This window comes from Trueperella sp. HMSC08H06, assembly GCF_001808465.1.
GTDB classification, from domain to species: Bacteria; Actinomycetota; Actinomycetes; order Actinomycetales; family Actinomycetaceae; genus Trueperella; species Trueperella bernardiae.
Genome location: NZ_KV793340.1, coordinates 1 through 23,668, shown reverse-complemented (window position 1 = coordinate 23,668; position 23,668 = coordinate 1). Strand labels below are relative to the sequence as shown.

General features: G+C 58.7%; 24 protein-coding genes, 1 other RNA gene, 1 pseudogene and 1 riboswitch. Of the genes and pseudogenes, 17 read left to right on the top strand and 9 right to left on the bottom strand.

The features are described from left to right. Nucleotides 1-159 precede the first annotated feature (159 nt). Entirely contained in the window at nucleotides 160-2,025 is a 1,866-nt protein-coding gene (locus HMPREF3174_RS00605) for a phosphoenolpyruvate carboxykinase (GTP) (protein ID WP_083297633.1), read from the top strand. Between the two features lie 112 nt (nucleotides 2,026-2,137). On the opposite strand, the gene HMPREF3174_RS00600 is transcribed toward HMPREF3174_RS00605, so the two are convergent. From HMPREF3174_RS00600 to HMPREF3174_RS00590, 4 genes are all read right to left on the bottom strand, one after another. Beyond that, nucleotides 2,138-2,710 (bottom strand): NADPH-dependent FMN reductase, encoded by a 573-nt coding sequence (locus HMPREF3174_RS00600; RefSeq protein WP_019174205.1) that lies wholly within the window; start codon nucleotides 2,708-2,710, stop codon nucleotides 2,138-2,140. Between the two features lie 170 nt (nucleotides 2,711-2,880). After that, nucleotides 2,881-3,375 (bottom strand): hypothetical protein, encoded by a 495-nt coding sequence (locus tag HMPREF3174_RS09130; RefSeq protein WP_145989895.1) that lies wholly within the window; start codon nucleotides 3,373-3,375, stop codon nucleotides 2,881-2,883. 135 nt (nucleotides 3,376-3,510) lie between these two features. Further along, a riboswitch (SAM riboswitch) is annotated at nucleotides 3,511-3,628 on the bottom strand. An 84-nt stretch (nucleotides 3,629-3,712) separates the two neighbouring features. Next, nucleotides 3,713-3,976: a hypothetical protein gene (locus HMPREF3174_RS00595; protein ID WP_062614256.1), complete on the bottom strand. Its 264-nt coding sequence runs from the start codon at nucleotides 3,974-3,976 to the stop codon at nucleotides 3,713-3,715. Between the two features lie 191 nt (nucleotides 3,977-4,167). Beyond that, entirely contained in the window at nucleotides 4,168-4,743 is a 576-nt protein-coding gene (locus HMPREF3174_RS00590) for a zinc-binding metallopeptidase family protein (protein ID WP_371440855.1), read from the bottom strand. Nucleotides 4,744-4,805: 62 nt separating this feature from the next. On the opposite strand from HMPREF3174_RS00590, the pseudogene HMPREF3174_RS00585 reads away from it, so the two are divergent. The 6 genes and pseudogenes from HMPREF3174_RS00585 to HMPREF3174_RS00560 form a co-directional block, all read left to right on the top strand. Continuing rightward, nucleotides 4,806-6,377: pseudogene (locus HMPREF3174_RS00585) on the top strand (phage/plasmid primase, P4 family); the annotation flags it as partial. A gap of 136 nt (nucleotides 6,378-6,513) precedes the next feature. Beyond that, nucleotides 6,514-6,792, top strand: a complete 279-nt coding sequence (locus HMPREF3174_RS00580) for a PDDEXK family nuclease (protein WP_068539457.1) — start codon at nucleotides 6,514-6,516, stop codon at nucleotides 6,790-6,792. After that, nucleotides 6,773-8,134: a DEAD/DEAH box helicase gene (locus HMPREF3174_RS00575; RefSeq protein ID WP_070447356.1), complete on the top strand. Its 1,362-nt coding sequence runs from the start codon at nucleotides 6,773-6,775 to the stop codon at nucleotides 8,132-8,134. Before HMPREF3174_RS00580 ends, HMPREF3174_RS00575 begins: the two co-directional genes overlap by 20 nt. Next, nucleotides 8,131-8,595: a hypothetical protein gene (locus tag HMPREF3174_RS00570; protein ID WP_070447353.1), complete on the top strand. Its 465-nt coding sequence runs from the start codon at nucleotides 8,131-8,133 to the stop codon at nucleotides 8,593-8,595. Before HMPREF3174_RS00575 ends, HMPREF3174_RS00570 begins: the two co-directional genes overlap by 4 nt. A gap of 156 nt (nucleotides 8,596-8,751) precedes the next feature. Then, nucleotides 8,752-9,129 (top strand): HNH endonuclease, encoded by a 378-nt coding sequence (locus tag HMPREF3174_RS00565; protein ID WP_070447350.1) that lies wholly within the window; start codon nucleotides 8,752-8,754, stop codon nucleotides 9,127-9,129. 246 nt (nucleotides 9,130-9,375) lie between these two features. Continuing rightward, entirely contained in the window at nucleotides 9,376-9,933 is a 558-nt protein-coding gene (locus HMPREF3174_RS00560; RefSeq protein WP_042406079.1) for a P27 family phage terminase small subunit, read from the top strand. Here the strand turns inward: HMPREF3174_RS00560 and HMPREF3174_RS00555 are convergent, their stop codons facing one another. After that, a complete protein-coding gene (locus tag HMPREF3174_RS00555; protein ID WP_070447347.1) occupies nucleotides 9,934-11,163 on the bottom strand; it encodes an MFS transporter in 1,230 nt (409 codons plus the stop codon). 92 nt (nucleotides 11,164-11,255) lie between these two features. Between HMPREF3174_RS00555 and HMPREF3174_RS09500 the strand changes: the two genes are divergently transcribed. The 7 genes from HMPREF3174_RS09500 (at nucleotide 11,256) to HMPREF3174_RS00520 (ending at nucleotide 16,125) form a co-directional block, all read left to right on the top strand. Continuing rightward, nucleotides 11,256-11,933 carry a TetR/AcrR family transcriptional regulator gene (locus tag HMPREF3174_RS09500; protein ID WP_065422052.1) on the top strand — a complete coding sequence of 226 codons (678 nt, stop codon included), beginning with the start codon at nucleotides 11,256-11,258 and terminating at the stop codon, nucleotides 11,931-11,933. Between the two features lie 100 nt (nucleotides 11,934-12,033). Further along, nucleotides 12,034-13,215, top strand: a complete 1,182-nt coding sequence (gene metK, locus HMPREF3174_RS00545; RefSeq protein ID WP_070446066.1) for a methionine adenosyltransferase — start codon at nucleotides 12,034-12,036, stop codon at nucleotides 13,213-13,215. Then, nucleotides 13,187-14,437 (top strand): site-specific DNA-methyltransferase, encoded by a 1,251-nt coding sequence (locus tag HMPREF3174_RS00540; RefSeq protein ID WP_070447344.1) that lies wholly within the window; start codon nucleotides 13,187-13,189, stop codon nucleotides 14,435-14,437. Before metK ends, HMPREF3174_RS00540 begins: the two co-directional genes overlap by 29 nt. 150 nt (nucleotides 14,438-14,587) lie before the next feature. Continuing rightward, nucleotides 14,588-14,773: a cell division protein gene (locus tag HMPREF3174_RS00535; RefSeq protein WP_070447341.1), complete on the top strand. Its 186-nt coding sequence runs from the start codon at nucleotides 14,588-14,590 to the stop codon at nucleotides 14,771-14,773. Further along, complete coding sequence (locus HMPREF3174_RS00530; protein WP_070447337.1) at nucleotides 14,770-15,420, top strand: hypothetical protein; 651 nt, start codon at nucleotides 14,770-14,772, stop codon at nucleotides 15,418-15,420. Before HMPREF3174_RS00535 ends, HMPREF3174_RS00530 begins: the two co-directional genes overlap by 4 nt. A gap of 213 nt (nucleotides 15,421-15,633) precedes the next feature. Next, nucleotides 15,634-15,921, top strand: a complete 288-nt coding sequence (locus HMPREF3174_RS00525; protein ID WP_014320308.1) for an Nmad4 family putative nucleotide modification protein — start codon at nucleotides 15,634-15,636, stop codon at nucleotides 15,919-15,921. A gap of 33 nt (nucleotides 15,922-15,954) precedes the next feature. Further along, the gene (locus HMPREF3174_RS00520) at nucleotides 15,955-16,125 is read left to right on the top strand and encodes a hypothetical protein (protein WP_246783043.1); all 171 of its coding nucleotides are present in this window, start codon (nucleotides 15,955-15,957) and stop codon (nucleotides 16,123-16,125) included. Nucleotides 16,126-16,134: 9 nt separating this feature from the next. On the opposite strand, the gene ffs is transcribed toward HMPREF3174_RS00520, so the two are convergent. The 4 genes from ffs to HMPREF3174_RS00500 form a co-directional block, all read right to left on the bottom strand. After that, nucleotides 16,135-16,230, bottom strand: an RNA gene (gene ffs, locus HMPREF3174_RS00515) — signal recognition particle sRNA small type. Nucleotides 16,231-16,319: 89 nt separating this feature from the next. Further along, nucleotides 16,320-17,111 carry an ABC transporter ATP-binding protein gene (locus tag HMPREF3174_RS00510; protein ID WP_062614264.1) on the bottom strand — a complete coding sequence of 264 codons (792 nt, stop codon included), beginning with the start codon at nucleotides 17,109-17,111 and terminating at the stop codon, nucleotides 16,320-16,322. A 4-nt stretch (nucleotides 17,112-17,115) separates the two neighbouring features. After that, nucleotides 17,116-18,105, bottom strand: a complete 990-nt coding sequence (locus HMPREF3174_RS00505) for an ABC transporter substrate-binding protein (RefSeq protein WP_070447334.1) — start codon at nucleotides 18,103-18,105, stop codon at nucleotides 17,116-17,118. A 22-nt stretch (nucleotides 18,106-18,127) separates the two neighbouring features. Beyond that, a complete protein-coding gene (locus HMPREF3174_RS00500; protein WP_068539440.1) occupies nucleotides 18,128-19,150 on the bottom strand; it encodes a FecCD family ABC transporter permease in 1,023 nt (340 codons plus the stop codon). 320 nt (nucleotides 19,151-19,470) lie between these two features. Here HMPREF3174_RS00500 and HMPREF3174_RS00495 point away from each other — a divergent pair, with 320 nt between their 5' ends. The 3 genes from HMPREF3174_RS00495 (at nucleotide 19,471) to HMPREF3174_RS00485 (ending at nucleotide 23,663) form a co-directional block, all read left to right on the top strand. Next, complete coding sequence (locus HMPREF3174_RS00495; RefSeq protein WP_068539438.1) at nucleotides 19,471-21,207, top strand: ABC transporter ATP-binding protein/permease; 1,737 nt, start codon at nucleotides 19,471-19,473, stop codon at nucleotides 21,205-21,207. A gap of 6 nt (nucleotides 21,208-21,213) precedes the next feature. After that, complete coding sequence (locus HMPREF3174_RS00490; RefSeq protein WP_068539436.1) at nucleotides 21,214-22,941, top strand: ABC transporter ATP-binding protein; 1,728 nt, start codon at nucleotides 21,214-21,216, stop codon at nucleotides 22,939-22,941. Nucleotides 22,942-23,276: 335 nt separating this feature from the next. After that, nucleotides 23,277-23,663 carry an ADP-ribosylglycohydrolase family protein gene (locus HMPREF3174_RS00485; RefSeq protein WP_070447331.1) on the top strand — a complete coding sequence of 129 codons (387 nt, stop codon included), beginning with the start codon at nucleotides 23,277-23,279 and terminating at the stop codon, nucleotides 23,661-23,663. Nucleotides 23,664-23,668 lie beyond the last annotated feature (5 nt).

Genomic DNA, 23,668 nt, shown 5'->3' with positions numbered 1-23,668 from the left:
CAAGAAAACACGGTCAACACTTAAACCGAGTGGGCCTAATTCTTAGGCCACTCCAAACCCAAGACTCAAAGGGGATACTTATGGTGCTGTCAGACTCGACGTACTACGGTAGAGATCACAAGTGAGACCCGGAAACTAAAGAATGAATGAGGGCGCCTGGTGACCGCATCAAAGCAATTTCAAGTTCCTCCAGAGATTCACGTGGAAAGCGTTCGCGCTTTTGTGAGCGAGTGGGCAGAGATCACCAATCCTGAAAAGATCGAGCTCGTCTCAGCAGCGGATGACGCCAGGCTGCTCGAAGAGGCCATCGCCGCCGGCGAAATGCTGCGCGCAGGCAAAGGTCGCTACTACTCACGGTCACACCCGAAAGACACCGCCCGCACCGAAGAGCGCACCTTTGTCGCCACGGCTGACGAGGCGGATCGCGGGCGCTACAACAACTGGCGCCACTCAAGCGAGGTCAAACCGCTGCTGACGAGCCGCATGTGCGGCGCTTCGGCGGGTAAAACCATGTACGTGGTGCCGTACCTGATGGCCCCTCCCGGCACCCCGCTTGCGAACTTCGCGCTCGGAGTTGAGCTCACCGACGACCGCAACGTGGTGCTGCAGATGATCCGCATGGCCCGCGTCGGAATTGAGCACTTCGACGGTGTCAGCGACCAGGACTTCTTCGTGCGCGGTGTGCACGTCACCGGTGACCTGACCGCGCTACAGCAGGGCACCGACGCCGACGAGCGGATGTTTGTGACCGTCGCAGACGAGCGCACCATTTTGCACTTCGGCTCCGCGTACGGCGGCAACGCGCTGCTTGGTAAAATCGCCCACGGTCTGCGCCAGGCGTCCTACGACGGTTACGCCTCAGGGAAGTTCCTCGCGGAGCAGTTCCTGCTGCTTGGGATCCACGACCGTGAAACCGGCGTCACCACGCACGTGTGCGGCGGCTTCCCGAGCGCGTCAGGGAAAACCAACCTCGCGATGACGCTGCCGCCAAACGGACTCGGCGACCGCTACCGCGTTGATTTTTACGGCGACGACATCGCCTGGATGTGGGTTGACGACGAAGGGAAACTCCGTGCCATCAACCCCGAAAACGGTGCCTTCGGTGTCGCAAAAGACACCAACGAGGGTTCCAACCCCACCGCGATGGCGGCAATCGCTGAGGGATCGGGCACGATCTTCACCAACACCGCCTACAACGAAGTCACCGGCGAGGTGTGGTGGGAGGGTCTCACCCCCGAACCCCCGGCCGACCCGGCAGGGTGGCTCGACTGGACCGGCGCGAAAATCACCGACCGCACCGCCGAGCAGCAAAACGAACCGTGGGCGCACCCGAACAGCCGCTTCACGATTCCGCTGGAGCGCATCCCGAACCTCGCCGAAGACGTCTCCAAACCCGAGGGCGTGGTCGTTGACGCGATTATCTTCGGTGGCCGCACCCGCGATCGTGAACCGCTGATCCGCGCAATCGACAACCTTGTTGATGGCGTCTACGACGGGCTGACACTCGGCGCCGAGGCGACTTTCGCAGCGGACGGGCTTGACGGGCAGCTGCGTTACGACCCGATGTCGATGCGTCCGTTCTTCTCGTACTCCGAGGGTCGCTACGCCGAACACTGGCTTAAAGTGCTCGGGCAGCTGAAAGAGACGCCGATGTTTGCCCACGTCAACTGGTTCCAGCGCGAACCCGAAACCGGTCGTTACCTGTGGCCGGGCTTCCGCGAGAACCTGCGCGCGCTGAACTGGCTCACACAGTACCGCGACGGCAAAGTCAAGGGACGCAAAACCCCGATCGGCGTGCTCCCGCTTGTTGAAGAGCTCGACTTTACCGGTCTCGAAATCGACGCGGCGGATCTCGACAAACTGCTGCGGGTTGACGTTGAACGCTGGCTGCAGGAAACCGATCACCGCGCTGAGCACCTGCGCGAGCTGCCCGATATGCCGCGCGAAATCTGGGACGCACACGAGGCGCTTGTCGAGGCGTTGCGGGCCGAGGCGGCAACTGACGCAGGGGGCGCAGACAGCTAGCGCCTGCGCCACCGCGCGGCCGCGGCGACACAAAACTGCCACACAACAAACGAGGGGGAAACCGAAACGTGTTCGGTTTCCCCCTCGCCTTTGGGTTACGCGCCCGCGAAAACTAATCGCGGCTGGTTTTTTCGATCAGCTCAGCGAAGCGGTCAATGTATTTCTGCAGGAACTCAACGGTTGACTCGCGGGTGATCTTATCCCCGTCACCGAAAAGCTCAGGCGACTGCGACAGGAACACCTCGGGCTGGCCAAGCGTTGGCATGTCGAAGTAGGAAAGCGCAAGGCGCAGGTTCTTCTGCGACGAGTACCCGCCCATGCGTCCAACAGAGTGGCTCACAATTCCCGCCGGGAGTCCCTTCCACGCAACGTCGGCGTTGGGTTTCGACCCAATATCCACCGCGTTTTTCAGGCACGCCGGGATGGTGCGGTTGTTCTCCGGGGTCACAAACAGCACCCCGTCAGAGGCCTTAATCGTCTCGCGGAACTCCGTGTACTCCGCCGGCACCGGCTTGTCGGTGACCTCTGGGTCGTCGTAGTCGAAATCGTACAGCGGCAGGTCGCGGATCTCCACGATCTTCGCCTCGTACCCCTCAGGGAACATCGGAATCAGGTTGTGCGCAATCTTACGGGCAAAGGAGCCACGACGCAGGCTCCCAACAATCACACTCACGCGCTTCGTCATACGTTTCACTCTCTTTTCTCTATTTCAACTGTGGATCATGCACCGCGATCCGCGCCCTCATACGCCACAGACTCGCGCGGCGCGAGCTGCCGGTCGCTGCCCCAAGCCGAGCAGAACCGGCACTCGCTCACGAGGTCAAGCCTATGTTAACAATTCCGCGATTGCGAACCTCATGAGTAACCGAAGCTCCGAGCACCAAGCGCGGCCTGGTGCTCCCGGAACTTGCGGGGATCCAAGCCACTGGCTTTCAACTCTTTCGCGCGCTCCGGGTAACCAAACACCGACGGCAGTTCGCCCTGCGCAAGTTTCGCCCGGCTCTCCACCCGGACCTGCGAGTTGGGGTGGACGAAGCCGTGCGGTTCGTACTCGAAAAGCGCCCAGCACCACGCAAACGCCTCGCCCTTCGTGAGCCCGGCCCAGCGCCCCTCGGTGATCAGCGAATCAGCGTCGGGCATCGCGTACGCCTGCTCAACCCGCGCGCTCCCCTCTTCACGGAGGGTCTCAGCGGTGATCCGCTCTCCTTCTTCGCCGGCGCGAACAGCGTCAGCTGCCGCGGCCTCGATCAGTGCGGCGAAGTCGTCAAGTGACAGCGTGGCGCCGTTGTCACCGCCAGCGAATGCAACCGGCGGGTGCTCGCGCAAGATCTTCAGCAGCGACGCTCTCACGCGGTTCCCGAAACGAGTGCCGGGTTTGACCCCAGAGTAACCAAGCCCGATCCGGCTCCACCAGTCTTGGTCGGTCTCAAATGAAAAATGATGTGCAGACACGGAGCTCACGCCCCTTTCTTGGGGCAAGCGCCCCATCGAATCTTGCTCCATGAGATTTCATGAAGCCCGTTCTTCCCCTGGGACACCCGGGAATCGATGGATTCGGGTTGTCGCGTAACCGGCCAGGTACCTACGGTTACGACTCTTGAACGTGGAAGTGATCGTAGCACACAAAACGATCCGCTGTCACGGGTCGCCTTGGTCGCCTTGGTCGCCTTGGTCGCCTTGATGAGGGCTACATCGCGTCGATGAGATCCCGAACGGCCTGCGAGATGCTCGTGCTGTGGGAGTGTGCGTAGTGTTCGAGTTTCGCGCGGCGCGCAGCATCGAGCCGCACAGTCACCGGGCGCACATCGGTTCCGACGCTGACGGGTCGACCGGGGCGTGACGGGCCGAGGTGGTCGCAGGTGTATCCCGCTTCGGATTCGTCCTCTGCCGCCCAGCGCTCAATTTGCTCATCGGTGAACTCAACCCCGTTTACATCGGTGTACGTGCTCATGACGCTACCTCCTTGCTCCAAGGCCTACCTCGATCAGAACTTTCTTTGTGGCAGGCATTGCGTGATAGATGAACCAACCATCCGGTTCGTCTTCCACTGCGACATATTCCAGGAGTCGGCCTGCGCCGTCGGCGCCCACACCATTTATTTATGTAAGACATAATTAATCTAAGGCGTAAACGGGCCTGTGTCTAGCGGTCGAGCCAGTGCCTTGTGGCGAGCACAAGCGCTGCAACACCGCGCTGCAGCGTCGGATCGATGACGGGTGCGTAGTGCGGTGAGTGGTTCGACGGCACATCGGTGTGGACCGTTCCCGCCGCCTCCGCCGCGGCGTACTCCGCGGCGTCGTGACCGCCGAGCATCCAGTACACAAGCGGCACCCCCGCGGCTGTGGCGAGCACTCCGACGTCTTCGCTTCCGGAGAGCGCGCCGGGTGCGAAAAACGCGTCCTCCCCGAAGGCGTCAACAAAGACCGCGTTCAGTTCCTCCGTGATCTCCGGGTCGTTATAGGTGACCGGGAAACGGTCACCGAACTCAATCTTCGGTGGCTTTGGAGCGTTTGACGCCGCGGCCTCGGCCTCGATGACGCGCTGGATTCCCGCAACCAGGCGCTCGCGCACGGTCTCGCTGAAGCTGCGGACGCTCAGCCCGGGCGAGGCGGACTCCGGGATGATGTTGTTTTTGCTCCCGGCCTCGATCCGCCCGACAGTCACAACCGCGGTGTCACGCGGGCTGATCTCCCGCGACACCACGGTTTGTAAACGCATCACCGTGGCCGCCGCCATCACCACCGGGTCGATCGTTGTCTCCGGTTCCGAGCCGTGACCGCCCCCTGCCGGAGGCGGAGGTGGAGTCGATCTGGCGGTCGGCCACCCGGTTCGCCAAGACGGTCGAGAACCAGCCCGGGTATGTGCCACCAGAGGATTTTGAGGCGAGCCTGGATTCGGTACGCCCCGCCGATTACAGCGACGTCGGCCAAGCCCACGCCCTAACCAAGGCCTATCCGGACACGCTGCGCTACTCGGAGGCCACCGACTGGCTCGTCTATTACGACGGTGTCTGGTACGAATCCGCACCCGCAGCCCAAGCCGTCGCCCAGGAGCTCACCGAACGCCAACTGGCCGAGGCCCACGAGCTGCTCGAAGACGCCAAAGACCAGCTCGCTGCCACGGGGCCTGCCATGTTGTTGGCGTCGATGTCGAAGGCGAAAGCCCAGGCCATGTTCAACACCGCCCAACAAGAGGCGTTCGCCTCGTTCGAGGACGCGAAAACCTATGCGGCCTACGCGCTCAAACGCCGAGAATCACGCGGGATCACCAACTGCCTGAAAGAAGCCCGCCCCATGCTGCTGACCACCCCTGAGCAGCTCGATGCCGACCCGTATCTGCTCAACACCCCATCAGGCACCTACGATCTGCGCCACGGGACCATGTCGCGCCACGACCATGACCCGGCGGATCTGGTGACCAAGCAGACCAGCCTCGACCCGGGCGCCGACGGCGCGCACCTGTGGCAGGAAGCCCTCGAGGTGTTCTTCCAAGGCGATGCCGAGCTCATCGCCTACGTGCAGCGCATCGTCGGCCTTGCTGCGATCGGGCAAGTCTTCGTCGAAGCCCTCGTCATCGCTTACGGAGATGGTCGCAACGGCAAATCGACGTTCTGGAACACCATCGCCAGAGTCTTAGGCACGTATGCAGGCAACATGAGTGCTGATGTGCTCACGATCGGTGGGATGCGCAACGTCAAACCGGAGCTGGCTGAGGCCAAAGGCAAACGCCTCATCATCTCTGCCGAATCCGAAGAGGGCGTGCGCATGTCCACCTCCGTGGTCAAGCAGCTGGCCTCCACCGATCAGATCTACGCGGAGAAGAAGTACAAGGCACCGTTTGCCTTCACCCCGTCGCACACCTTGATTCTCTACACGAACCATCTGCCCAGGGTGGGTGCGATGGATGCGGGCATCTGGCGCAGGCTCATCGTCATCCCCTTCGAAGCGAAGATCGAAGGCACATCCGATATCAAGAACTACGCCGACTACCTCTACACGCAGGCAGGCGGGGCGATCCTGGCCTGGATTATGGAGGGCGCGCGCCTCATCCACGCCGAGGACTACCACCTGAAGGCCCCTGCCCGAGTTGTGGAGGCATCAGCGGCGTATCGGGAAGAGAACAACTGGTTCGCTCAGTTCCTTGACGCCAACTGCGACCTTGACCCTGGGCTGTCGGAACGGGCCGGGGATCTGTATCAGGCCTATCGGGCGTGGGCGATGTCGACCTCTGGGTGGGCGCGTCCCATGGTCGATTTCAACGCCACCGTCGAACATCACGGGTTCACACGTAAAAGGACGATGCACGGGATGTTCGTCCACGGTTTGGCCTTGAGGAACGAGTTCGACAACTAATTCAGACGGGCCTTATGACGACCTATGACGACCCATATGTGAGTTTGCTATAGGGCAGAAAATATAGCCCTTAGGAAAAGTCCATATCGCATCGTCATAGGTCGTCATGGGCCTCTCACACGAGAGGACATGAACCATGAACGAGCACGCAATCGAACAACACTTGAAAAAAGCCGTTGAGGCGATCGGTGGCCTGTGCTGGAAATTCACCAGCCCAGGCACCGCAGGGGTTCCAGACCGCATCTGCATCCATCGCGGACGCGTCATCTTCGTCGAACTCAAAGCACCCGGACGCCTCCCACGCCCCATCCAACGCCGTCGCATCCAGCAGCTCAAGGATCACGGCGTTGATGCGGTCGTCGTTGACAACATTGACGCGATCCAGGAGGTGGCTGATGCGCTACGAGCCGCATGACTACCAACAACTGGCCACCGCCTTCATCGAAGACCACTCGCAGGCCGCGATCCTGCTCGGGATGGGGCTGGGCAAGACGGTGATCACCTTGACGGCAATCTGGAACCTGCTGCTGGACTCCTTCCAGGCCCGCCGGGTCCTCATCGTGGCACCCCTGCGGGTTGCCCGCGATACCTGGCCTGCCGAGGCCACCAAGTGGGACCACCTGGCAGGACTCACCATTGCCGTGGCCGTGGGGTCCAAAGCCCAGCGGGTGGATGCGCTTGCCGCCCAGGCGATGGTGACCGTCATCAACCGCGAAAACGTGCCCTGGCTGGTGCGCCACCTCGGCAAAGCCTGGCCGTTCGACATGGTCGTCATCGACGAGCTGAGCTCGTTCAAGAACCATCGGGCGCAACGGTTCAAAGCACTCGCCGCCGTGCGGCCACGTCTCACCCGGATCGTGGGGCTGACCGGCACGCCCGCAGCCAACGAGCTGATGGACCTGTGGGCGCAGTTCCGTCTCCTTGATGAGGGCCAGCGTCTCGGCAGGTTCATCACCCACTACCGCAACCGCTGGTTCGTGCCCGATCGGCGAAACGGCCAGCAGATCTTCACCTACAAGCCCGCACCCGGTGCCGAGGACGAGATCTACGAGGCGATCAGCGACATCACCTTGTCGATGCGCACCACCGACTACCTGCGCTTGCCCGAGCTGACGGTCACCACGAAGCTCGTCGACCTCGAACCGAAGGAGCGTAAAGCCTACGAGCGGTTGCGAGATGAGATGGTGCTCGACCTCGACGGGCAGGTCATCGATGCCGCGAACGCCGCAGCCCTGTCAGGCAAGCTGCTACAGCTGGCCTCTGGTGCGATCTACGACGAGGACGGCAACACCGTGGTGGTGCACGACCGCAAGCTCGACGCGCTCGAAGACCTCGTGGAGGCGGCCAACGGCCAGCCGCTGCTCGTGGCCTACTGGTTCAAACACGACCGTGAGCGCATCACCGAACGCCTCCCGCAGGCACGCGAGCTGAAAACCAGTACCGACATCAAAGCGTGGAACGCCCGCGAGATTCCGCTGGCGCTCATCCACCCGGCCTCAGCCGGACACGGGCTCAACCTCCAGCAAGGCGGCAACCTACTGGTCTGGTTCTCCCTGACCTGGTCCTTGGAGCTCTACCAACAGACCAACGCAAGGCTCTACCGCCAGGGACAAGACCAGCCGGTGACGATCACCCACCTGGCCGCCAACCACACCCTCGATGAGGCGGTACTGGCCGCGCTGGACAACAAAGACACGACACAGGCTGCGTTGATCAATGCGGTCGCCGACACTCTGGGAAAGCAGGCACACTCATGAACGACCACCCCATCTGGGACTACTTCGACTACCGCAAAGCCGCCATCGGCGTCCTCCAGGACTACGCAACCCAAGCTGTCATTCTCCAGCAAGGCGACGGGTACGCCAACGAGCTCAAAGCCTCACTGACCTCAATCGGCTCACCCCGATTCGACGGCCTGCCACGGGGCAACAACCCGCACGCCGGTGAAGCGCGAGTCTGCTCGATCCTCGACAACCTCGACGCGCTCAAAGCCCGCAACCAAAAAGCGCAGGCCTACATGGATTGGTTCAACCCGGCCTGGGGAAGCCTCAGCGACGATGACCGGCTGATCCTCGAGATCTTCTTCCTCGACGACCTCTCCGCCGAGGACGCCGCCGTCAAAGTCGCCGAACACTTCTACGTCGAACGCAAGACTGCCTTCGCCAAAAAGCAGCGCGCCCTTGCCCGCTTCGCGCGTCTCTTGTTCGGCAGAGACTAAAGCACTGGCGCGCATGAGTGTCGCAAAGAGGGGATGACTTTCAGGGTGTGCCTGTCGCATGCTGTAAGTGGTTGAAAAGTAGGTCCCGACCCCCAGACGAATCATCACGGTCCGTCTGGGGGTCGTTGCCATGAACGACAAGGGGCGGTGAGACGGATGCCTTTCAAACCCAAGCGCCCGTGCTCCCAGCCCGGCTGCCCCGAGCTGACCGAGACGCGGTTCTGCCCCGAGCACGCCCGCGCCGAGGACACCCGCTACCGGACCTACCAGCGCGACCCGAAAATCAACCGACGCTACGACCACCGGTGGCGAAAGATCCGCGCGGCCTACGTCGAAGCCCACCCGTTGTGCGAGGACTGCCTGACCCGTGGCCGGTACACGCCCGTGGCTGAGGTCCACCACGTGATCCCGCTCGACCACGGCGGCACCCACGACGAGTCGAACCTGCGCAGTCTGTGCAAGCCGTGCCACTCGCGCCAGTCCGCGCTCGATGGCGACCGGTGGCGGCAAGCCCCTCGGGTCTACAGCTACTAAAAAGCGCTGTGTGCCCGCCTGCCGCGGCCTCCCTGCCGACCCTCACCTGTGCCAACCTCGACCCCGTTCGCCCGGCACGAGGCGACGTGGCGCGCTTGCCGAGGGGGTGGGGGCGAGCGGATCTCCACAGCTGGGCCGCTCCTCAGCGGGCGGGGCCAACCGTACACAAAAAGACCGAATCAAACAGGGTATTAACCCCCAAGCCCTCCATCACCGGGCTAACCGCCTGGAAGGAGGCGAGATTTCATGGCGAAAGACGGAACACTGCGCGGCGGACGCAGAGCAGGCTCAGGTGCGAAGCCCACACCTGCGTTTGAGAAGATCACCGAAGGCAAAGACGCACGCGTCCTCCACATCGCGTCGCTCGACCCACCAGATCTGGAAGCGGGCGGGGATCTTGAAGGTAGCGTAATGCCAGAACCTTCGGCTTATTTGGCGGCTGTGCAGCGTGATGGTAACCCTTTGGGTGCTGACGTAATCTACCGCGATACCTGGAACTGGCTCAAGGAGCGCGGCTGCGAAAAACTCGTAGCTCCACGGTTGATTGAGGCTTATGCGCAGAATTTTGCTCGGTTCATTCAATGCGAAGAAGCAATCTCCGATTTTGGCCTGTTGGGTAAGCATCCGACCACGGGGGCGGCTATCGCGTCCCCATTCGTGGCCATGTCTCAGTCGTTTAGCAAGCAGGCGAATACGCTCTGGTACGAGATTTTCGATGTGGTCAAAGCCAACTCGCTGGTGGACTACTCGGGGCCGACTCCTGCGGATAACGTGATGGAACGGCTACTTCAGGCACGCTCATAGTTATTGGCGTAGTGCGGGTGCGGTGTGGGCGTAGATGACGACCACTGCAATCAAGGCGATACAGACGGCGAAGGGTGCCAGCGGGTTCCACCCGTAAAGGGCGGTCGAAGCCAGCGGGGCAATCGCGTACGCCAACCCATTATTAGCGTTAATGATGCCAGCCACTGCGCCTTGCTCATCTGCACTCATCTTCAAGGTTGGGCCAGTGTTGTACCCGGGCATCGCCAGTCCCATACCTACCCCCAGCACGATACACCCGACAACCAGTAAAGCGTGCGAGGAGGTAGGCCAAATGAGCACAGTTGCAACTAGTGTAATGGTCAGACCAGTACGTAAAAGCTTCGCTGCTCCCCACCCTGTCTTTGGAGCAATCACCGCTTGGGCAATGATCATGGTCACGCCCATGATGGTCAGGTAAATCGCGGAAATACCTGCGGTCGCAGTTGCCGACAGGGCGAAGCGGTCTTGGACAGTGAATCCAAAAATCGTAGCAACAGAAGAAAACACAAGAAACATCACCAGACCAGTTGCTAGCCAGGGAGCTACACGCGGATCAGTGAAGCGAATCCGTTGAGGCTTTGCAAAAAGTTGCCCTTGGCTTTGAGGTGCGAAACTCACCAAGAGAACAACCAGACCAATCACCATCACAACGGGCATGACCACCAAGGGTAAGAGCAGGCCACCAGCAGCGGCTAACACACCTCCAGTAACACCTCCAACAATGGAGGCCATCCCTTGAGCCGCTCCAATCATGCCCAGTGCTTTTACCCGCCCGTTCTCGCTGGCAGCATGCGTGACCAGGTGGGCTTGCGCGGTCGGGGCGATCGCTGAAATCCCTCCGCCATAGAGCAAACCACGAGTGATCACAACACCAAAAACTAGTCCGACACCGCCAACTACCTGGTTCATCCCCAGGTAGGAGACAATACCGAAGGCGCTCAAAGCGATGATCGCGATCACAAGCCCGGCAGCGAGTACACGTTTAGCGCCGACACGTTGGGAAGCTCGCCCCCAATAAGCACTCAAGCTCGCTAGTACAATCGCTGCCAAAGAGATAGTGGCGCCAATATGCCATTCCCGCAATCCCATCTGTCGTGACAGTGGCGCGATGATCGGATTGAGAATCATTTGCCCCATAAAGGCGAGAAAAACGATTCCCACTACCAGGTTCGCTTGCGCTCCTGGCTCAATAGAACTCTGTGTCGGCTTATTACTACGAGGGTCAGGCATCACTACACTCCATTACTAGAACACTGTTTCACTTAGGGATATTGTAGAATGGTGTTCTAGTAAGGGTCAAGGAATAAGTTAAGGGTCACCTTATGAACACTGTGCTAACGGGGCGAAGGGCTGGGCTATCACGCGAGCTGATTGTCAAACAAGCTGTACAGTTAAGCGCGATCAGTGGCGTTGAGGGATGGTCAGTACGGGACATTGCCCGTGAACTGGGCGTGGTTCCCTCAGTGATTTATCATTATTTTCCAAACAAGGAAGCCATTTGTGATGCTGTTGTAGACCGGGTATGTGTCGGGATTGAAGTTCCCGACCCGGACCTTGAATGGAAAGCCTGGTTTCGAGCTATGGCTCACAATCTACGCCCCGCATTGTTAGCATATCCAGGGATTACCGACAGGTTCGCGCGGGGCAAGTTCACTGAACAGTTTTTGCCGATGATCGATGGAGCCTGGGCCAAACTACAAGAAGCTGGGTTTGGTGACAATTCGCCTGTGGCCTACACAATTATCGCGAACTCGATCATCCACACGATCGGAGCGAGAAACCTGCGCGCATCCAATCAAATCCAACCTCGCCACAACCTGCACGAAATGCTTGTCAGGCTTGAGCCTATGATGGCTCAATCTGTTGGACTGACCAGTATTGTCAACTCTTACCTGGAGCCTCTCTCACACCTTGATGAAGAAGAAGCGATGTCCGAGGAATACTACGACCTCGTCATCGATGTGATCCTAGACGGCATCGAACATACCCTGCTGCCTTAACTCTGACCCACTTCTCAATCATCGTCTTAGTGAGCGCCCGCACAGCTGGCGCTCACTTTTTTATTCCCACCCCATATCAATTTATGAAAGCGAGTTGTATATGTCGTTGAAAACCGCTGAAAGCGTGCGCGCCGGGCACCCGGACAAGCTGTGCGACTACATCGCCGACTGCATTTTGGATCGTGCCCTCTACGAAGACCCTGCCGCCAGAGTGGCTGTCGAAGTGATGGCAATCAAAGCACGCATCTATGTCGCTGGCGAGATCACCTGCAAGGCAAAGCTTGAGATTCCGATGCTGGTACGCGCAGCGCTTGAGCATGTGGGTTATGATCCGCGCCGGTTCCGCATCCGCGCCAAAATTCACTGCCAATCGAGCGATATTGCTGGCGGGGTCGATAAATCTTTAGAAGCACGCCACGGTGATACGAGTTCTCACGTAATGGTTGGTGCTGGCGATCAAGGCACCGTCTACGGCTACGCCACAGCCGAGAGCGAAGAACGACTCCCGTTGCCACTGGTTTATGCTCACCGGATCTGCAAGCGTCTCGATCAAGCATTCACAGACGGCAAGATTCCAGAGCTCGGCCCGGACGGGAAAGCCCAGGTCACTGTTGAGTATGACGGCGAAACCCCTAAACGTATCGCCACGATTGTGGTCTCGGTCCAGCACAAGCCAGGCATTAACGTGGAGGATTTCAACCAGCGTCTGATTTCGCTGGTTATCTCGGCGGCGTGTCGCGAGATCGAAATCGACGAACACACCGAAATCCTGATCAACCCTTCAGGGCGTTTCGTCGAGGGTGGCCCTGCCGCAGACACTGGGCTGACTGGCCGAAAGCTCATGGTCGATACCTACGGCGGGCTTGCACCCCATGGTGGCGGGGCGTTCTCGGGTAAGGACCCCTCCAAGGTCGACCGGACGGGTGCGTACATGGCGCGCCTGATCGCGAAAACCGTGGTGGATGCGCGCCTGGCCGAAGAATGCCACGTCGCTATCTCCTATGTGATCGGTAAGGCCGACCCGGTCGCGTTCCACATCGACACCTTCGGCACAGGTCAGCACTCGGACTGGCTGCTCACCGACGCCGCCCAGGCGATCTTCCCGCTGCGACCGGCCGCGATGATCGAACGCCTCGGCCTTAGAGCCCCCATCTACGCGAAGCTTGCCACCTGCGGGCACATGGGCCATGGCCTGAGCGAGTGGGAATGGACACTGCCATATGCCGACAAGCTCAGAGAAGAGGTGACCCGCCGTGCTCATCAAGCAGCTACCCATCAGTGAGCTCAAGCCCGCCGACTACAACCCGCGTAAGGACCTAAAACCGGGAGATCCAGAATACGACAAGCTCAAGCGCTCGCTGGCGGAGTTCGGGTATGTCGAGCCGGTGATCTACAACCACACCACCGGCCACGTCGTCGGCGGCCACCAGCGCCTGAAAGTGCTCGCTGATCTTGGCCACACTGATGTTGACTGCGTGGTCGTCGAACTGGACGAGACCCGTGAGAAGGCCCTGAACGTCGCATTGAACAAGATCAGCGGCGACTGGGATGACTCCAAGCTGGCCCTGCTCATCGCCGACTTGGACGCGGCTGACTTTGATGCCGAGCTCACCGGCTTCGACGATGACGAAATCCAGGCGATGATTGGTTCCCTCGACGATGACGAGGTCACCGATGACGGCTTCGATCTCACGAAAGCGCTCGAGGCCGCATCATTCGTCCAGCGCGGGGACATCTGGACCCTCGGCAGGCACCGGCTGGTCTGCGGGGATGCCACCAACGCAAACGAGGTCGCGGTGCTCATGGATGGCAAGAGCGCGAACCTGGTGCTCACCGACCCGCCCTACAACGTCGCCTTCGAGTCCTCCGACGGGCTCACGATCAAGAACGATGCGATGAAGGCCGACTCCTTCTACGAGTTCCTACTCACCGCGTTTACCAACATGGCGGGCGTTCTCGACAAGGGTGGGTCGGCGTATGTGTTCCACGCCGACACCGAAGGGCTGAACTTCCGCAAAGCGTTCATCGACGCCGGGTTCAAACTCTCCGGCTGCTGCATCTGGGTCAAAGACTCCCTCGTGCTGGGACGCTCACCGTACCAGTGGCAGCACGAACCAGTGCTCTACGGGTGGAAACAGGGATCCAAGCACAAGTGGTTCGCTGACCGGAAACAGACCACGATCTGGAACTTCGCCAAGCCCCGCAAAAACAGTGACCACCCGACCTCCAAGCCGCTGGACCTGCTGGCCTATCCGATCCACAACTCAACCCAAGCAAACGCGATCATCCTCGACACCTTCGCTGGCAGCGGTTCGACCCTGATGGCCGCCGAGCAGACCGACCGCATCGCCTACCTCATGGAGCTCGATGAGAAATACGCCTCGGTGATCCTGCGCCGCTACGCCGAGGCGACCGGAGACGCGGCCGGGATCACCTGCCAGCGAGGCAACACCCAGTACACGTATCTGGATCTGGTCAAACAGGTCGACCGCGACCGCGAATAAAACCCCACACTATGCAGGGAAAACAGGGGCGTGAAATGAGCCGTTGATGAGGGCAAAAACGACTGGATAAGCGGAAAAACGTATGGCTGTATGTACATGACCGAAAGCACCCCCACACCTGGGGGGGGAACCGAGCGAAAAGGACTGGTCATGAGTGAATTACACATCGAAATCAGCGAGCTCATCGCAGCCGGAGTCAACGTCTACGACCCCGAGGAAACCCTGCGGGATGCCATAACCCTCGGCTACCAGCTGGTGGTGCGCGTGATCGAGTGTGACCCGAAGCGTTTCCTCAGCATGGTGGCCGCCTGGTTCGAGAAGGAGGTCGTGGCATGAGCATCCTCGCCTTCACCCCACGCAAAACGGGCAGGAAAAAGCTCGCCCAGCTTCTCGCCGATCACCTTGGCGTCAAGGCCACCTACCTGGGCACGCCCTCGTTTGCCTACCAGATCGCAGACGCCACGCTGGATCGGGACTGGACCCTCTACCTGCCAGATGGCATCGAGGCGCAGGCCGTGCTCGAGGCCGCCCGCCAGGCGGGCTTTGAAACCGCCAACCCGGGCGAGGTGACGTTGACGGTCACGATGCCCACCACCGGGTGGAGTGAGCGCACTCGCGCCAACCTCGAAGCGCTCCTAGCGGCCAAAGGGCCACTGATCGCCAAGGCACTGGGCATCCCGGCCACACCCGTGCAGTTCAACGATGACGAGACCGTCTCGTTCCCGTGGTGTGAGTCGATTACGCCGGAGACGGCACGCGAGGCGGTGATCCCGCTTGTGGCAAAGCTCTGCCAGCGCGCCCAGGAGGCAACCCGGATCCGATCCACGCCGCCTGCACCGGGCAATGACAAGTACACGATGCGCTGCTTCCTGCTCTCCCTGGGCTTCATCGGCCCCGAACACAAGCAGGCACGCCGCATCTTGCTGGCAGGCCTGGAAGGCGACGCCGCCTGGCGCACCCCGGCAAGCAGGAAGGAGAACTGACGCATCAATCGCAACGCCTGACCTGCTGGCACCCGGAAACCCTGCCACGAGCGGGGTTTCCCCTCGTCACAAGCCTTGATTCTCCACGGTCTCCGAGTGCTGTAGATCCCAAAAAATAGTGCCTGATCTGGGCAAATACGACTGGATAAGCGCCCGCACCTATGGCTGTATGTACATGACAAAAGAACAGCCCCTCAGGAAAGGACAACAGCCATGAACACCACCGAGAAGCTCACCACCGAAGCCCTGCAGATGCGCGTCGACTCCTACGGGGCGATCCTCGCACACGGCGACTACACGCTGGCCACCTTCGCGACCTGGACCAAGAAAGACGGCTACGGCAACAGCGCCCAGGTCTACCGCCTCACCGAAGCCCCGATCGACGGCTTCGGCCCGAACGCACGCGGCCGCAGCGAATGCGCCCTGGAGCTCATCGCCGAGGCCGACCACCTTTTCGCAGACGCCGGGCACGCCATCGCCTGGGCCCTGACCCAGATCTAACCCACACCCCACCAAGGCCAAGGAGGACCCGCGATGGACGCCACCCGGAACCTGATGACCAACCACCTGGAGATCCCCGCCGACGCCGCCCCGCACGGCGAGATCCAGGCTGCCGCCGAGATCCCCTTCATCGTCCTCGACGAGCTCGCCGAGGAGGTCGGGGCCGAGAAGATCCCGGTCCGCACGCTCAGCCGCATCGGCTGACACTAGACCAAAGCCGATCCCTCACGTACCCGGCAGAGCTACCGTATCCTTGCTGCCTTCCGGCCCTGGGGAGGTTCGGGTGATACCGTCACGCGAGGGATCACGCCCAGTTTACTAAACCGCGCGGCGATTACAAAAGGTGGAGGCTTGCCGGCTGTTCGGTGAGGAGAAAGTGAGTGCCTGCCTGCAGGTTATCAACGGTTGAGGTGCAGCGGTTCCTGCAATGGCTTGAAGCTGAATTGTTTAGTGCCCGCATCGTTTACTTCGGTGGCGCTGACGCCGTAGACTTCGCGGATAAGTTGCGGCGTTAGGATTTCCGTCGGGTTTCCCTTGGTATGCAGGTGTCCGTTTTTGAGGATGATGGCGTTGTCGCAGTAGCGTGCAACGAGGTTGAGGTCGTGCAGGATAATAACGGCGGTGTCGCTGACTTTCCTGATGACACTGAGAATTTGGTGTTGGTATTTGACGTCCAGATGATTAGTGGGCTCATCAAGAAGGATGCATTTGCATTGTTGAGCGAGTGAGCGGGCGATGAGGACGCGCTGGCGTTCTCCTCCAGAAAGAGTGTGAACGTATCGGTCTTGGGCATAGCTCATTCCGACAGCTTCAAGGGCTTCGCGCGCAATTTTATGGTCGGTGGCGTTGTAGCCTTGGATGTCTTTGCGGTGGGGTGCTCGTCCAAGTAGCACGATGTCAATGACGCGGGTTTGGTCCATGTCTTGTTCGAATTGCGAAACGACCGCGATGCGTCTGGCAACTTGGCCTGGACTGAGTGTGCTCAGTGGATCACCGTTGATGGTGATTCTCCCCTCGGATAGTTTTTGCGCAGCGAATAGGGATCTCATGAGGGTGGTTTTTCCAGAGCCATTAGGCCCGGCGATTCCGAGGATTTGTCCTCGAGGTACCTCAAAAGAGACGTTGGTGAGGACTTGGTTGTCCCCAAACCGGACGCTAGCGTTTTCTATCTTGAGGGGAGAATCGCTCATCGGTTTATTTCCCTAGTTCCTTCAACTGCTTGGCTAGCTCAAGGGTGCCGTGTATTGCCGTGGGCGAGGCGTAGGCAGCAGCTGATTCGGCGTAGATGATGTTGCCGTTCTTCACGGCTTTCATGTCGTTGTAGCCGGGAATTTTCGCGAGGCGTTCTAGGGAGCTTTCTTTTGTAGCCCCGCCCATGCCGGTGAGCACGATGATGACGTCGGGGTCTGATTTGACGAAAGCTTCAGGAGCAATGGGGCCTTGGTGTGGGTGGTAGTTCGGGTCAATTGCGGTTTCTAGGTTGAGGGTTTTGTTGATTTCTCCCACCACGCCCTGGTTGCCGTAGCTGAACAGCTCAGGATCTTCCCCGTAGTAGTAGGCGTAGGAAACTTTGCGTCCTTTACCGATTTTTTCGCTTCTGACTTGCTCAAGTTGGGCTTTGAGATCAGCAACCGTGGCGTCGGCTTTGTCTGACGTGCCCATGAGCTTGCCGAGCTGGGTCACTTCTGCCAAGATCGCGTCGAAGGACTCGTTTTCTGGTTGATCCGGGTAGAAGTAGGAGCATTCTGGTGCGTCAACGATGGCAGGGATGCCTTTCGCTGCGACTGCCTCAGGGCTTGAGTTTTCAGAGCTGAACCCGCCACCGTAGGCCAGGTCGGGCTCTAGTTTCAGCAGCGCTTCCATTGAGATGGACTCGTTGGAAAGCACGTCGACACTGTCTGCTTTTGAGCCAATCCACGCTGGTGGTTCTTCGCCCCATTCGTTGGCGCGGCCGATGATGGAGTCCTGCGCGCCAGCGGCGAACAGGTAGGCCAAGCCGGTTACACCCATCGAAACGGTTTTCTTCGGGTGAGTGTTGAAGGTTGTTTCTACTCCGCAGTTGTTGATGGTAATAGCGTCGTTTTCAGCGTTGGTGTTGGGATTATCAGTTTCTGAGCAGGCGGTTAGCGCGCCAGCGGCGAGCATAACGCCGAGAGTGCCGGCGATGATTTGTTTCTTCATCATCACGGGTTTTCCTTTCTGTTTTCTATTTGGAATATCTTTTGATTAGGGCCATTAGCATCGGAGTTCCTACAAGCGCGGTAAGGATGCCAATAGGTATTTCGGCGGGTCGGATTATGATGCGAGTGCAGGTGTCGGCTATGACAACTAGGAGTGCGCCGCACAAGGCGGCGATGGGTAGTGCGGCCCGCGTTGTGGAGCCAACCAGTTGTTTGGTGATGTGGGGAACCACAAGGCCAACGAAGCCGATTGCTCCGGTGAGGGACACGAGGACGGCAACGGTTAAGGCTACGACGAGGAACAGTAGGTTGCGGTAGAGGCGGGGGCTTGTCCCTAGTGAGATTGCTGTGTCGTCACCAAGGTTGAGTATGTCTACCCTCCTGCCCCATATTGCGAAGCAGGCGAGGGCGACAATGACCACCGCGGTGGCAAGTGCGGTGTCACCCCAAGTGGCATTGGATAGAGAGCCGAGCGTCCAGAACATGACTGATTTGGTTCCGGCAGCGTTTTTTGCCATGAGTGTGATCAGGCTGGTCAGCGCTGAAAACAGGTAGGTGGTTGCCATGCCAGCAAAAATGATGCGCGTGGGAGTGATTTTCCCACCGGCCGAGGCCAGAAGGGTGACGAGAATGATGGCTGCTAGTGCCCCAAGAAAAGCGCCGATGGTGACGCCCAGTGCGGATAGCACACTGCTGGAGGTGCCCAGAACAATTACGGCGGCCGCGCCGGCAGATGCACCCGACGAAATGCCGAGGATGTAGGGATCGCCCAGCGGGTTGCGTAAGAGTGACTGGGTGATGAGGCCGCATATGCCAAGTCCGGCACCAACTATTGCTCCAAGAACAGCGCGGGGGAATCGGACCTGCCCGATGATTTGGGTGTCAACGTCATTGGTGGGCGTGTGTAATAGGGTGGTTTTGATCCCTTCGAGCGCTGCGTATAGGGAGATGTCAGTGGCTCCTACGATTACCGCAACAACAAGGGCGCACACCAGCAGGATGGATAACGCGGCGGCTAGGACAAGGCGTTGATAGCGCTTAGTTAACATGGTGCGCTCATGCCTTTCATACTCGCACTACCTGTCGCAACATAACCCCCATGGATTTGCGTGGTCAGAGCAGTTCCGCCACTGACGTGGAGCAGATTTCCCTCAGATAAGCGGATCTGTTCTAGAAGCTGGGCATTGCCCGCGCATACCTCATTGCGCTGCAAAATCTGCGGGTTCACAAGCCCTCCTGGCTGGTGTGATAAAGCTGTGCGCTCTTGTCATGCTGAGAGAAACATGCCAAACTGCACTTAGGTAAGTCTAACCTAAGGTTAGTTTTGTGGCTAGTCCTGCTTTCTTCAGACACGCGAAGGTGGATAACCATGTTCATGAAGCAGCGTTTAGTGATGCGCGCAGCCGGGCTATCCGTGAGGATGTTGACTCCCGCCGTTTTAGTGGGCGTCCTCGTCTCTGGCTTGTTCATCGCCACTGCGGTATGTAACGCGATCCTGTTTAATGAACTACTCACTACCCGCCACATGCCTACAGTGATGGGCCTGATCGTAACTATCGTCATCCTGCTTTTGGTTCGCCCACTAGTGCAGGTGGGCGGGCAACTGTTACAAAACCGTGCCGGACTGGTGGTGAAAAGCCGGTTGCGCCGTGCCCTCCTTGAACAAATCGACGCTCGCGGTCCCATGCGGGCGGGGTTTGGCCGTTCTGGGCAAATCCAGTCGGTTGTGACTGATGGGGTCGAGGCAGTGGAGCCCTACTTCGTTAAATACTTCACCCAGCTGGCGGTCACTGTTATTACCGCTACAGGGTTGACGATAGCTATCGGAGCAATCAGCCCATTGATTGCGGGAGCGCTATTGATCTGCGGCGTCGCTATTATCGCTATCCCACGGCTATGGGACAAAGCCCTTTCCGATCGGGGGCAGTCCCACTGGATCGCGTATGAGGATCTCAACGCGGACTTTGTTGACGCCATGATGGGAATGGCAACGCTGAAATCGTTTGGGGCCGCCCAAAATCACGGTGAAAAACTAGCTAAGCAATCACGCCAATTGTTGTCAACAACAATGGGCCAGCTTCGCCTTTCGCTGGGGGAAACTGGCCTGTCCAGCATGATGAAGGTGCTTGGTCCTGCTCTTGGCCTGGTTATTGCTATCAGCTTGATACGGGCCGGCGATATGCCGATGAACCACTTGTTCATCATCACTTTGTTATCGATTGAGCTGTTTCGCCCATTCACTGCATTGTCAACGTGTTGGCATGAGGCATTCTTCGGGATTTCTGCTCTGCCAGCAATGAGTGAACTATTCGATCAAGAGGGTGTCCAAACCAAACCCTCCGCAACGGTTGAACGTCACCATGATGGCACCGGGGTGTCCTTCATTGATACCAGCTACACGTATTTGAGTGCGACGAAGCCCGCGCTTTCAAACGTTACGTTCGACGCGCTGCCAGGGAAGACAACTGCTCTGGTTGGTCTGTCCGGGTCAGGTAAATCCACAGCATTAGGGCTACTGATGGGTTTTGACCATCCCAATAGTGGAACGATCACGGTTGGTGGCGTGCCAGCAGACCAACTGAACATTGCGCAGGTAGCTACCCTGGTTCCGCAAGATCCCATTATTTTCCCTGGAACTATCAGATCCATATTGGCTGAAGCTAACCCGAAAGCGGATGACGAGGCAATGATGAACGCCTTAACTTTGGCCTGCGCTAACGATTTGCACCAGGATGTCAGCGGTCAAGCAGGAAATGATAGTGTGCTTGACTTGGTGATTGAGGAGCATGCGCACAATCTTTCTGGCGGGCAGAAACAGCGGTTAGCGATTGCGCGTGCTCTGATTCGCCAGTGTCCACTGCTGATCCTCGATGAATCTACGTCAGCGTTAGATACCCAGACGGAAACCGCTGTGCTTTCCAATATTCGCCGCGCTTATCCGGATCTCACGCTTATTCTGGTCACCCACCGCACGGATGCCGCTGCGCAAACGGATCACGTTGTGGTGATGGGAGATGGCCGCGTGCTCTGCGCTGGTGCACCCCAGATTCTGGCTGGTGAAGACAACGCGTGGTCACAGCTTATCGACGCACAGTTAGGAGCCTGATCCGCCATGTTTTCTGCGTTTAGCGACTTCATTGCGCTGATGAAACGGCTACGCGAATGTGTTCCTCTTTTCGTTTCCTCCACGATCGTTACCGCTTTGGCGCAAATCAGTGTTGTGGGTGTGTCGGTTACGTCCGTGTGGGTTTCAACCCGGTTCATTCTTGACCCGGCTCATGACCTCACGCCGCTGGTGACTTTGCTGTTCACTTTGGTGGTGGTTCATGCGGCCAGTACCCTGTTTGAAGTGTGGTGGTCGCACGAAGTTGCCTATCGAATTTTGCACACTTTGCGAGTGCACATCTATGGGGCTATCGAACGAATCGCACCACTCGGGCTCCACGGGAAACGCACTGGCGATGTGGCGTCAGCGGCCATGAATGATGCGGAACAGCTTGAGTGGTTTTATGCGCACACTGCGTCTACCGCAATCTGCGCGGTGTTCTCGCCAGTAGTGTTCACTGGTGTTCTTGTTAGCTTTGTGGGGCCGCTGGGGCTGATCATGCTAGTTCCCACTATCGCTATGATCGTATTCCCCTTCATTCTCATGCCCATTCAGCGTATGCAGGGCACACAGATGCGTAGTCAGCTAGCCGGGTTGCGGGTTGCGGTGTTGGACTCCATTCAGGGGCAACGCGAGTTGCGTTCCCTCGGAATGGTTGAGAAACAAAATCAGCTTATTCTTGACTTGACACGTCAAGTGCAGGCCACAAAAAATGCGCAAACCATGCGGCAAGCGTGGGAGTCAGCGTTCGCGATGATCGTTACCACGATCGGATCTACCATTTTGTTAATTATCCTCACTGGACGTGTGCTTGACGGCAGTTTGGATGCGGCGATACTTACCGTTGCTGTGGTTTTGGCGGGGCTTGTACCCACGCCGGCCACCACGTTGGTGGGAATGCTTGGGCGCGTTGGAGAGATCGGTGCCTGTGCACACCGGATCAATACGATTCTTCACGTGAAAGACCCGATTCCTGCTGTACCTGAACCGCACCACACCGCCTATGACGGGGAGGAGAACTGTCTTGTTGTTGATAACGCGGTGTTTGCCTACCAGCCGGAGCTTCCGGTTATCAACAAAGTCAGCCTTACTGCTACTCCGCAACGTTCTGTGGCGATAGTTGGTAAGTCTGGGGCGGGTAAAACTACTTTGGCTAATCTCGCTATGCGCTATTTGGATCCGCGGTCGGGGCAGCTGCGTTTCGATGGGAAGAATTTGCGTGGCTATGAGCCGAACCGCTACCGAGACAGACTGGCCCTGGTGCCTCAGGACTGTCATATTTTTGCTGGAACTGTGCGCGATAATCTTATTTTGGCGAACCCTAATGCTTCTGATGAGGATATTTGGCGGGCTCTTGCCGATGCGGACATTAGCGAGTTGGTGACTTCGCTTGGCGGGCTTGACGCGAGGGTGGGTGATAGAGGAACCACGCTTTCTGGAGGGGAGCGCCAGCGCGTTGGGATTGCGCGTGCATTCTTGCGCAACCCGGATATGCTCATCCTTGACGAGCCGTTAGCTAATATCGATCCGTTCCTTGAAACGTCTATTGCTAAGAACATTCGCCGCGCGCGGGCTGATCGCACGACGGTTGTTATTGCTCACCGGCTTGCTTCTATCCGGATTGCTGACCACATTATTGTTCTTGAGGATGGGCGCATTGTTGCTGACGGGGCCCACGAGCAGCTCAAAAACAACCCCACTTACGCTTCTCTTCTTGGGAGCCAAATAAACTAGTTGGTTGACAGCTTGTTTCCACCCGTTGGCTTTTGCACCTTGAATTCGACACACCGGGAAACCTTATATTGGTTCCGCATCCGGCAATGCTCGTGGGTTGTGGCAACGCTGGGTCTCATACGCTGGCTCACGTAACCTCGCGGGTGGGTATCGTAAGCTGGAGCTACGCAAAGCCCAAGAAGGGGAGCTATACCTCGTCGATAGTTTCCGGTACTCGATCGTCGAGTTTTCGACACGAAACTAAATTGGAAGACGTTATCAAACGCGAACCGTATTGGAAGTGCGTGCTTTTAGCTCGGTAGCAGGGTCTTAATGACGACTAGGATGAGGCAGTCATGGGCGAGTTAGACAAACGAAATGAACTGTCTGCAGCTCAGGTGAAAGCGATGTTGCTGGGGGCTGCTACTGGTGATGCTTTCGGAGTTCCCTTCGAGTTCCTCTTGGCAGATGAAATAGCGCAGTATTCATTGGACACGATGCGTGGTTCTGGTGATGAGATTCCGGTTAACTCCCATTGGGGGCGGACAATCCCTGCCGGAGCCTGGAGTGACGATACTTCAATGGCCGTGGCTACGATGGAATCCATTATCCGCACTGGTGGCCAACTGGACCTTACTGACCTGATGAATCAGTTTGTTGCGTGGTGGGAAAAAGGGGAATATAGCGCGCTCGATCATTCTTTCGGTCTAGGCGGCACGGTCAAGTCCCGTGTAGTGGTGTAGCGGTC

Bases quoted from the DNA above. Each gene is read 5' to 3' on its own strand.
- HMPREF3174_RS00505 (WP_070447334.1), bottom strand. From the start codon at position 18,105: ATGATGAAGAAACAAATCATCGCCGGCACTCTCGGCGTTATGCTCGCC.
- HMPREF3174_RS09500 (WP_065422052.1), top strand. From the start codon at position 11,256: ATGAACACTGTGCTAACGGGGCGAAGGGCTGGGCTATCACGCGAGCTG.
- HMPREF3174_RS00575 (WP_070447356.1), top strand. From the start codon at position 6,773: ATGCGCTACGAGCCGCATGACTACCAACAACTGGCCACCGCCTTCATC.
- HMPREF3174_RS00560 (WP_042406079.1), top strand. From the start codon at position 9,376: ATGGCGAAAGACGGAACACTGCGCGGCGGACGCAGAGCAGGCTCAGGT.
- HMPREF3174_RS00520 (WP_246783043.1), top strand. From the start codon at position 15,955: ATGGACGCCACCCGGAACCTGATGACCAACCACCTGGAGATCCCCGCC.
- HMPREF3174_RS00555 (WP_070447347.1), bottom strand. From the start codon at position 11,163: ATGCCTGACCCTCGTAGTAATAAGCCGACACAGAGTTCTATTGAGCCA.
- HMPREF3174_RS00535 (WP_070447341.1), top strand. From the start codon at position 14,588: ATGAGTGAATTACACATCGAAATCAGCGAGCTCATCGCAGCCGGAGTC.
- HMPREF3174_RS00495 (WP_068539438.1), top strand. From the start codon at position 19,471: ATGTTCATGAAGCAGCGTTTAGTGATGCGCGCAGCCGGGCTATCCGTG.
- HMPREF3174_RS00580 (WP_068539457.1), top strand. From the start codon at position 6,514: ATGAACGAGCACGCAATCGAACAACACTTGAAAAAAGCCGTTGAGGCG.
- HMPREF3174_RS00530 (WP_070447337.1), top strand. From the start codon at position 14,770: ATGAGCATCCTCGCCTTCACCCCACGCAAAACGGGCAGGAAAAAGCTC.
- HMPREF3174_RS00595 (WP_062614256.1), bottom strand. From the start codon at position 3,976: ATGAGCACGTACACCGATGTAAACGGGGTTGAGTTCACCGATGAGCAA.
- HMPREF3174_RS00500 (WP_068539440.1), bottom strand. From the start codon at position 19,150: ATGTTAACTAAGCGCTATCAACGCCTTGTCCTAGCCGCCGCGTTATCC.
- HMPREF3174_RS00590 (WP_371440855.1), bottom strand. From the start codon at position 4,743: ATGCGTTTACAAACCGTGGTGTCGCGGGAGATCAGCCCGCGTGACACC.
- HMPREF3174_RS00485 (WP_070447331.1), top strand. From the start codon at position 23,277: ATGGGCGAGTTAGACAAACGAAATGAACTGTCTGCAGCTCAGGTGAAA.
- HMPREF3174_RS00565 (WP_070447350.1), top strand. From the start codon at position 8,752: ATGCCTTTCAAACCCAAGCGCCCGTGCTCCCAGCCCGGCTGCCCCGAG.
- HMPREF3174_RS00600 (WP_019174205.1), bottom strand. From the start codon at position 2,710: ATGACGAAGCGCGTGAGTGTGATTGTTGGGAGCCTGCGTCGTGGCTCC.
- HMPREF3174_RS00490 (WP_068539436.1), top strand. From the start codon at position 21,214: ATGTTTTCTGCGTTTAGCGACTTCATTGCGCTGATGAAACGGCTACGC.
- HMPREF3174_RS00510 (WP_062614264.1), bottom strand. From the start codon at position 17,111: ATGAGCGATTCTCCCCTCAAGATAGAAAACGCTAGCGTCCGGTTTGGG.
- HMPREF3174_RS00570 (WP_070447353.1), top strand. From the start codon at position 8,131: ATGAACGACCACCCCATCTGGGACTACTTCGACTACCGCAAAGCCGCC.
- HMPREF3174_RS00525 (WP_014320308.1), top strand. From the start codon at position 15,634: ATGAACACCACCGAGAAGCTCACCACCGAAGCCCTGCAGATGCGCGTC.
- metK (WP_070446066.1), top strand. From the start codon at position 12,034: ATGTCGTTGAAAACCGCTGAAAGCGTGCGCGCCGGGCACCCGGACAAG.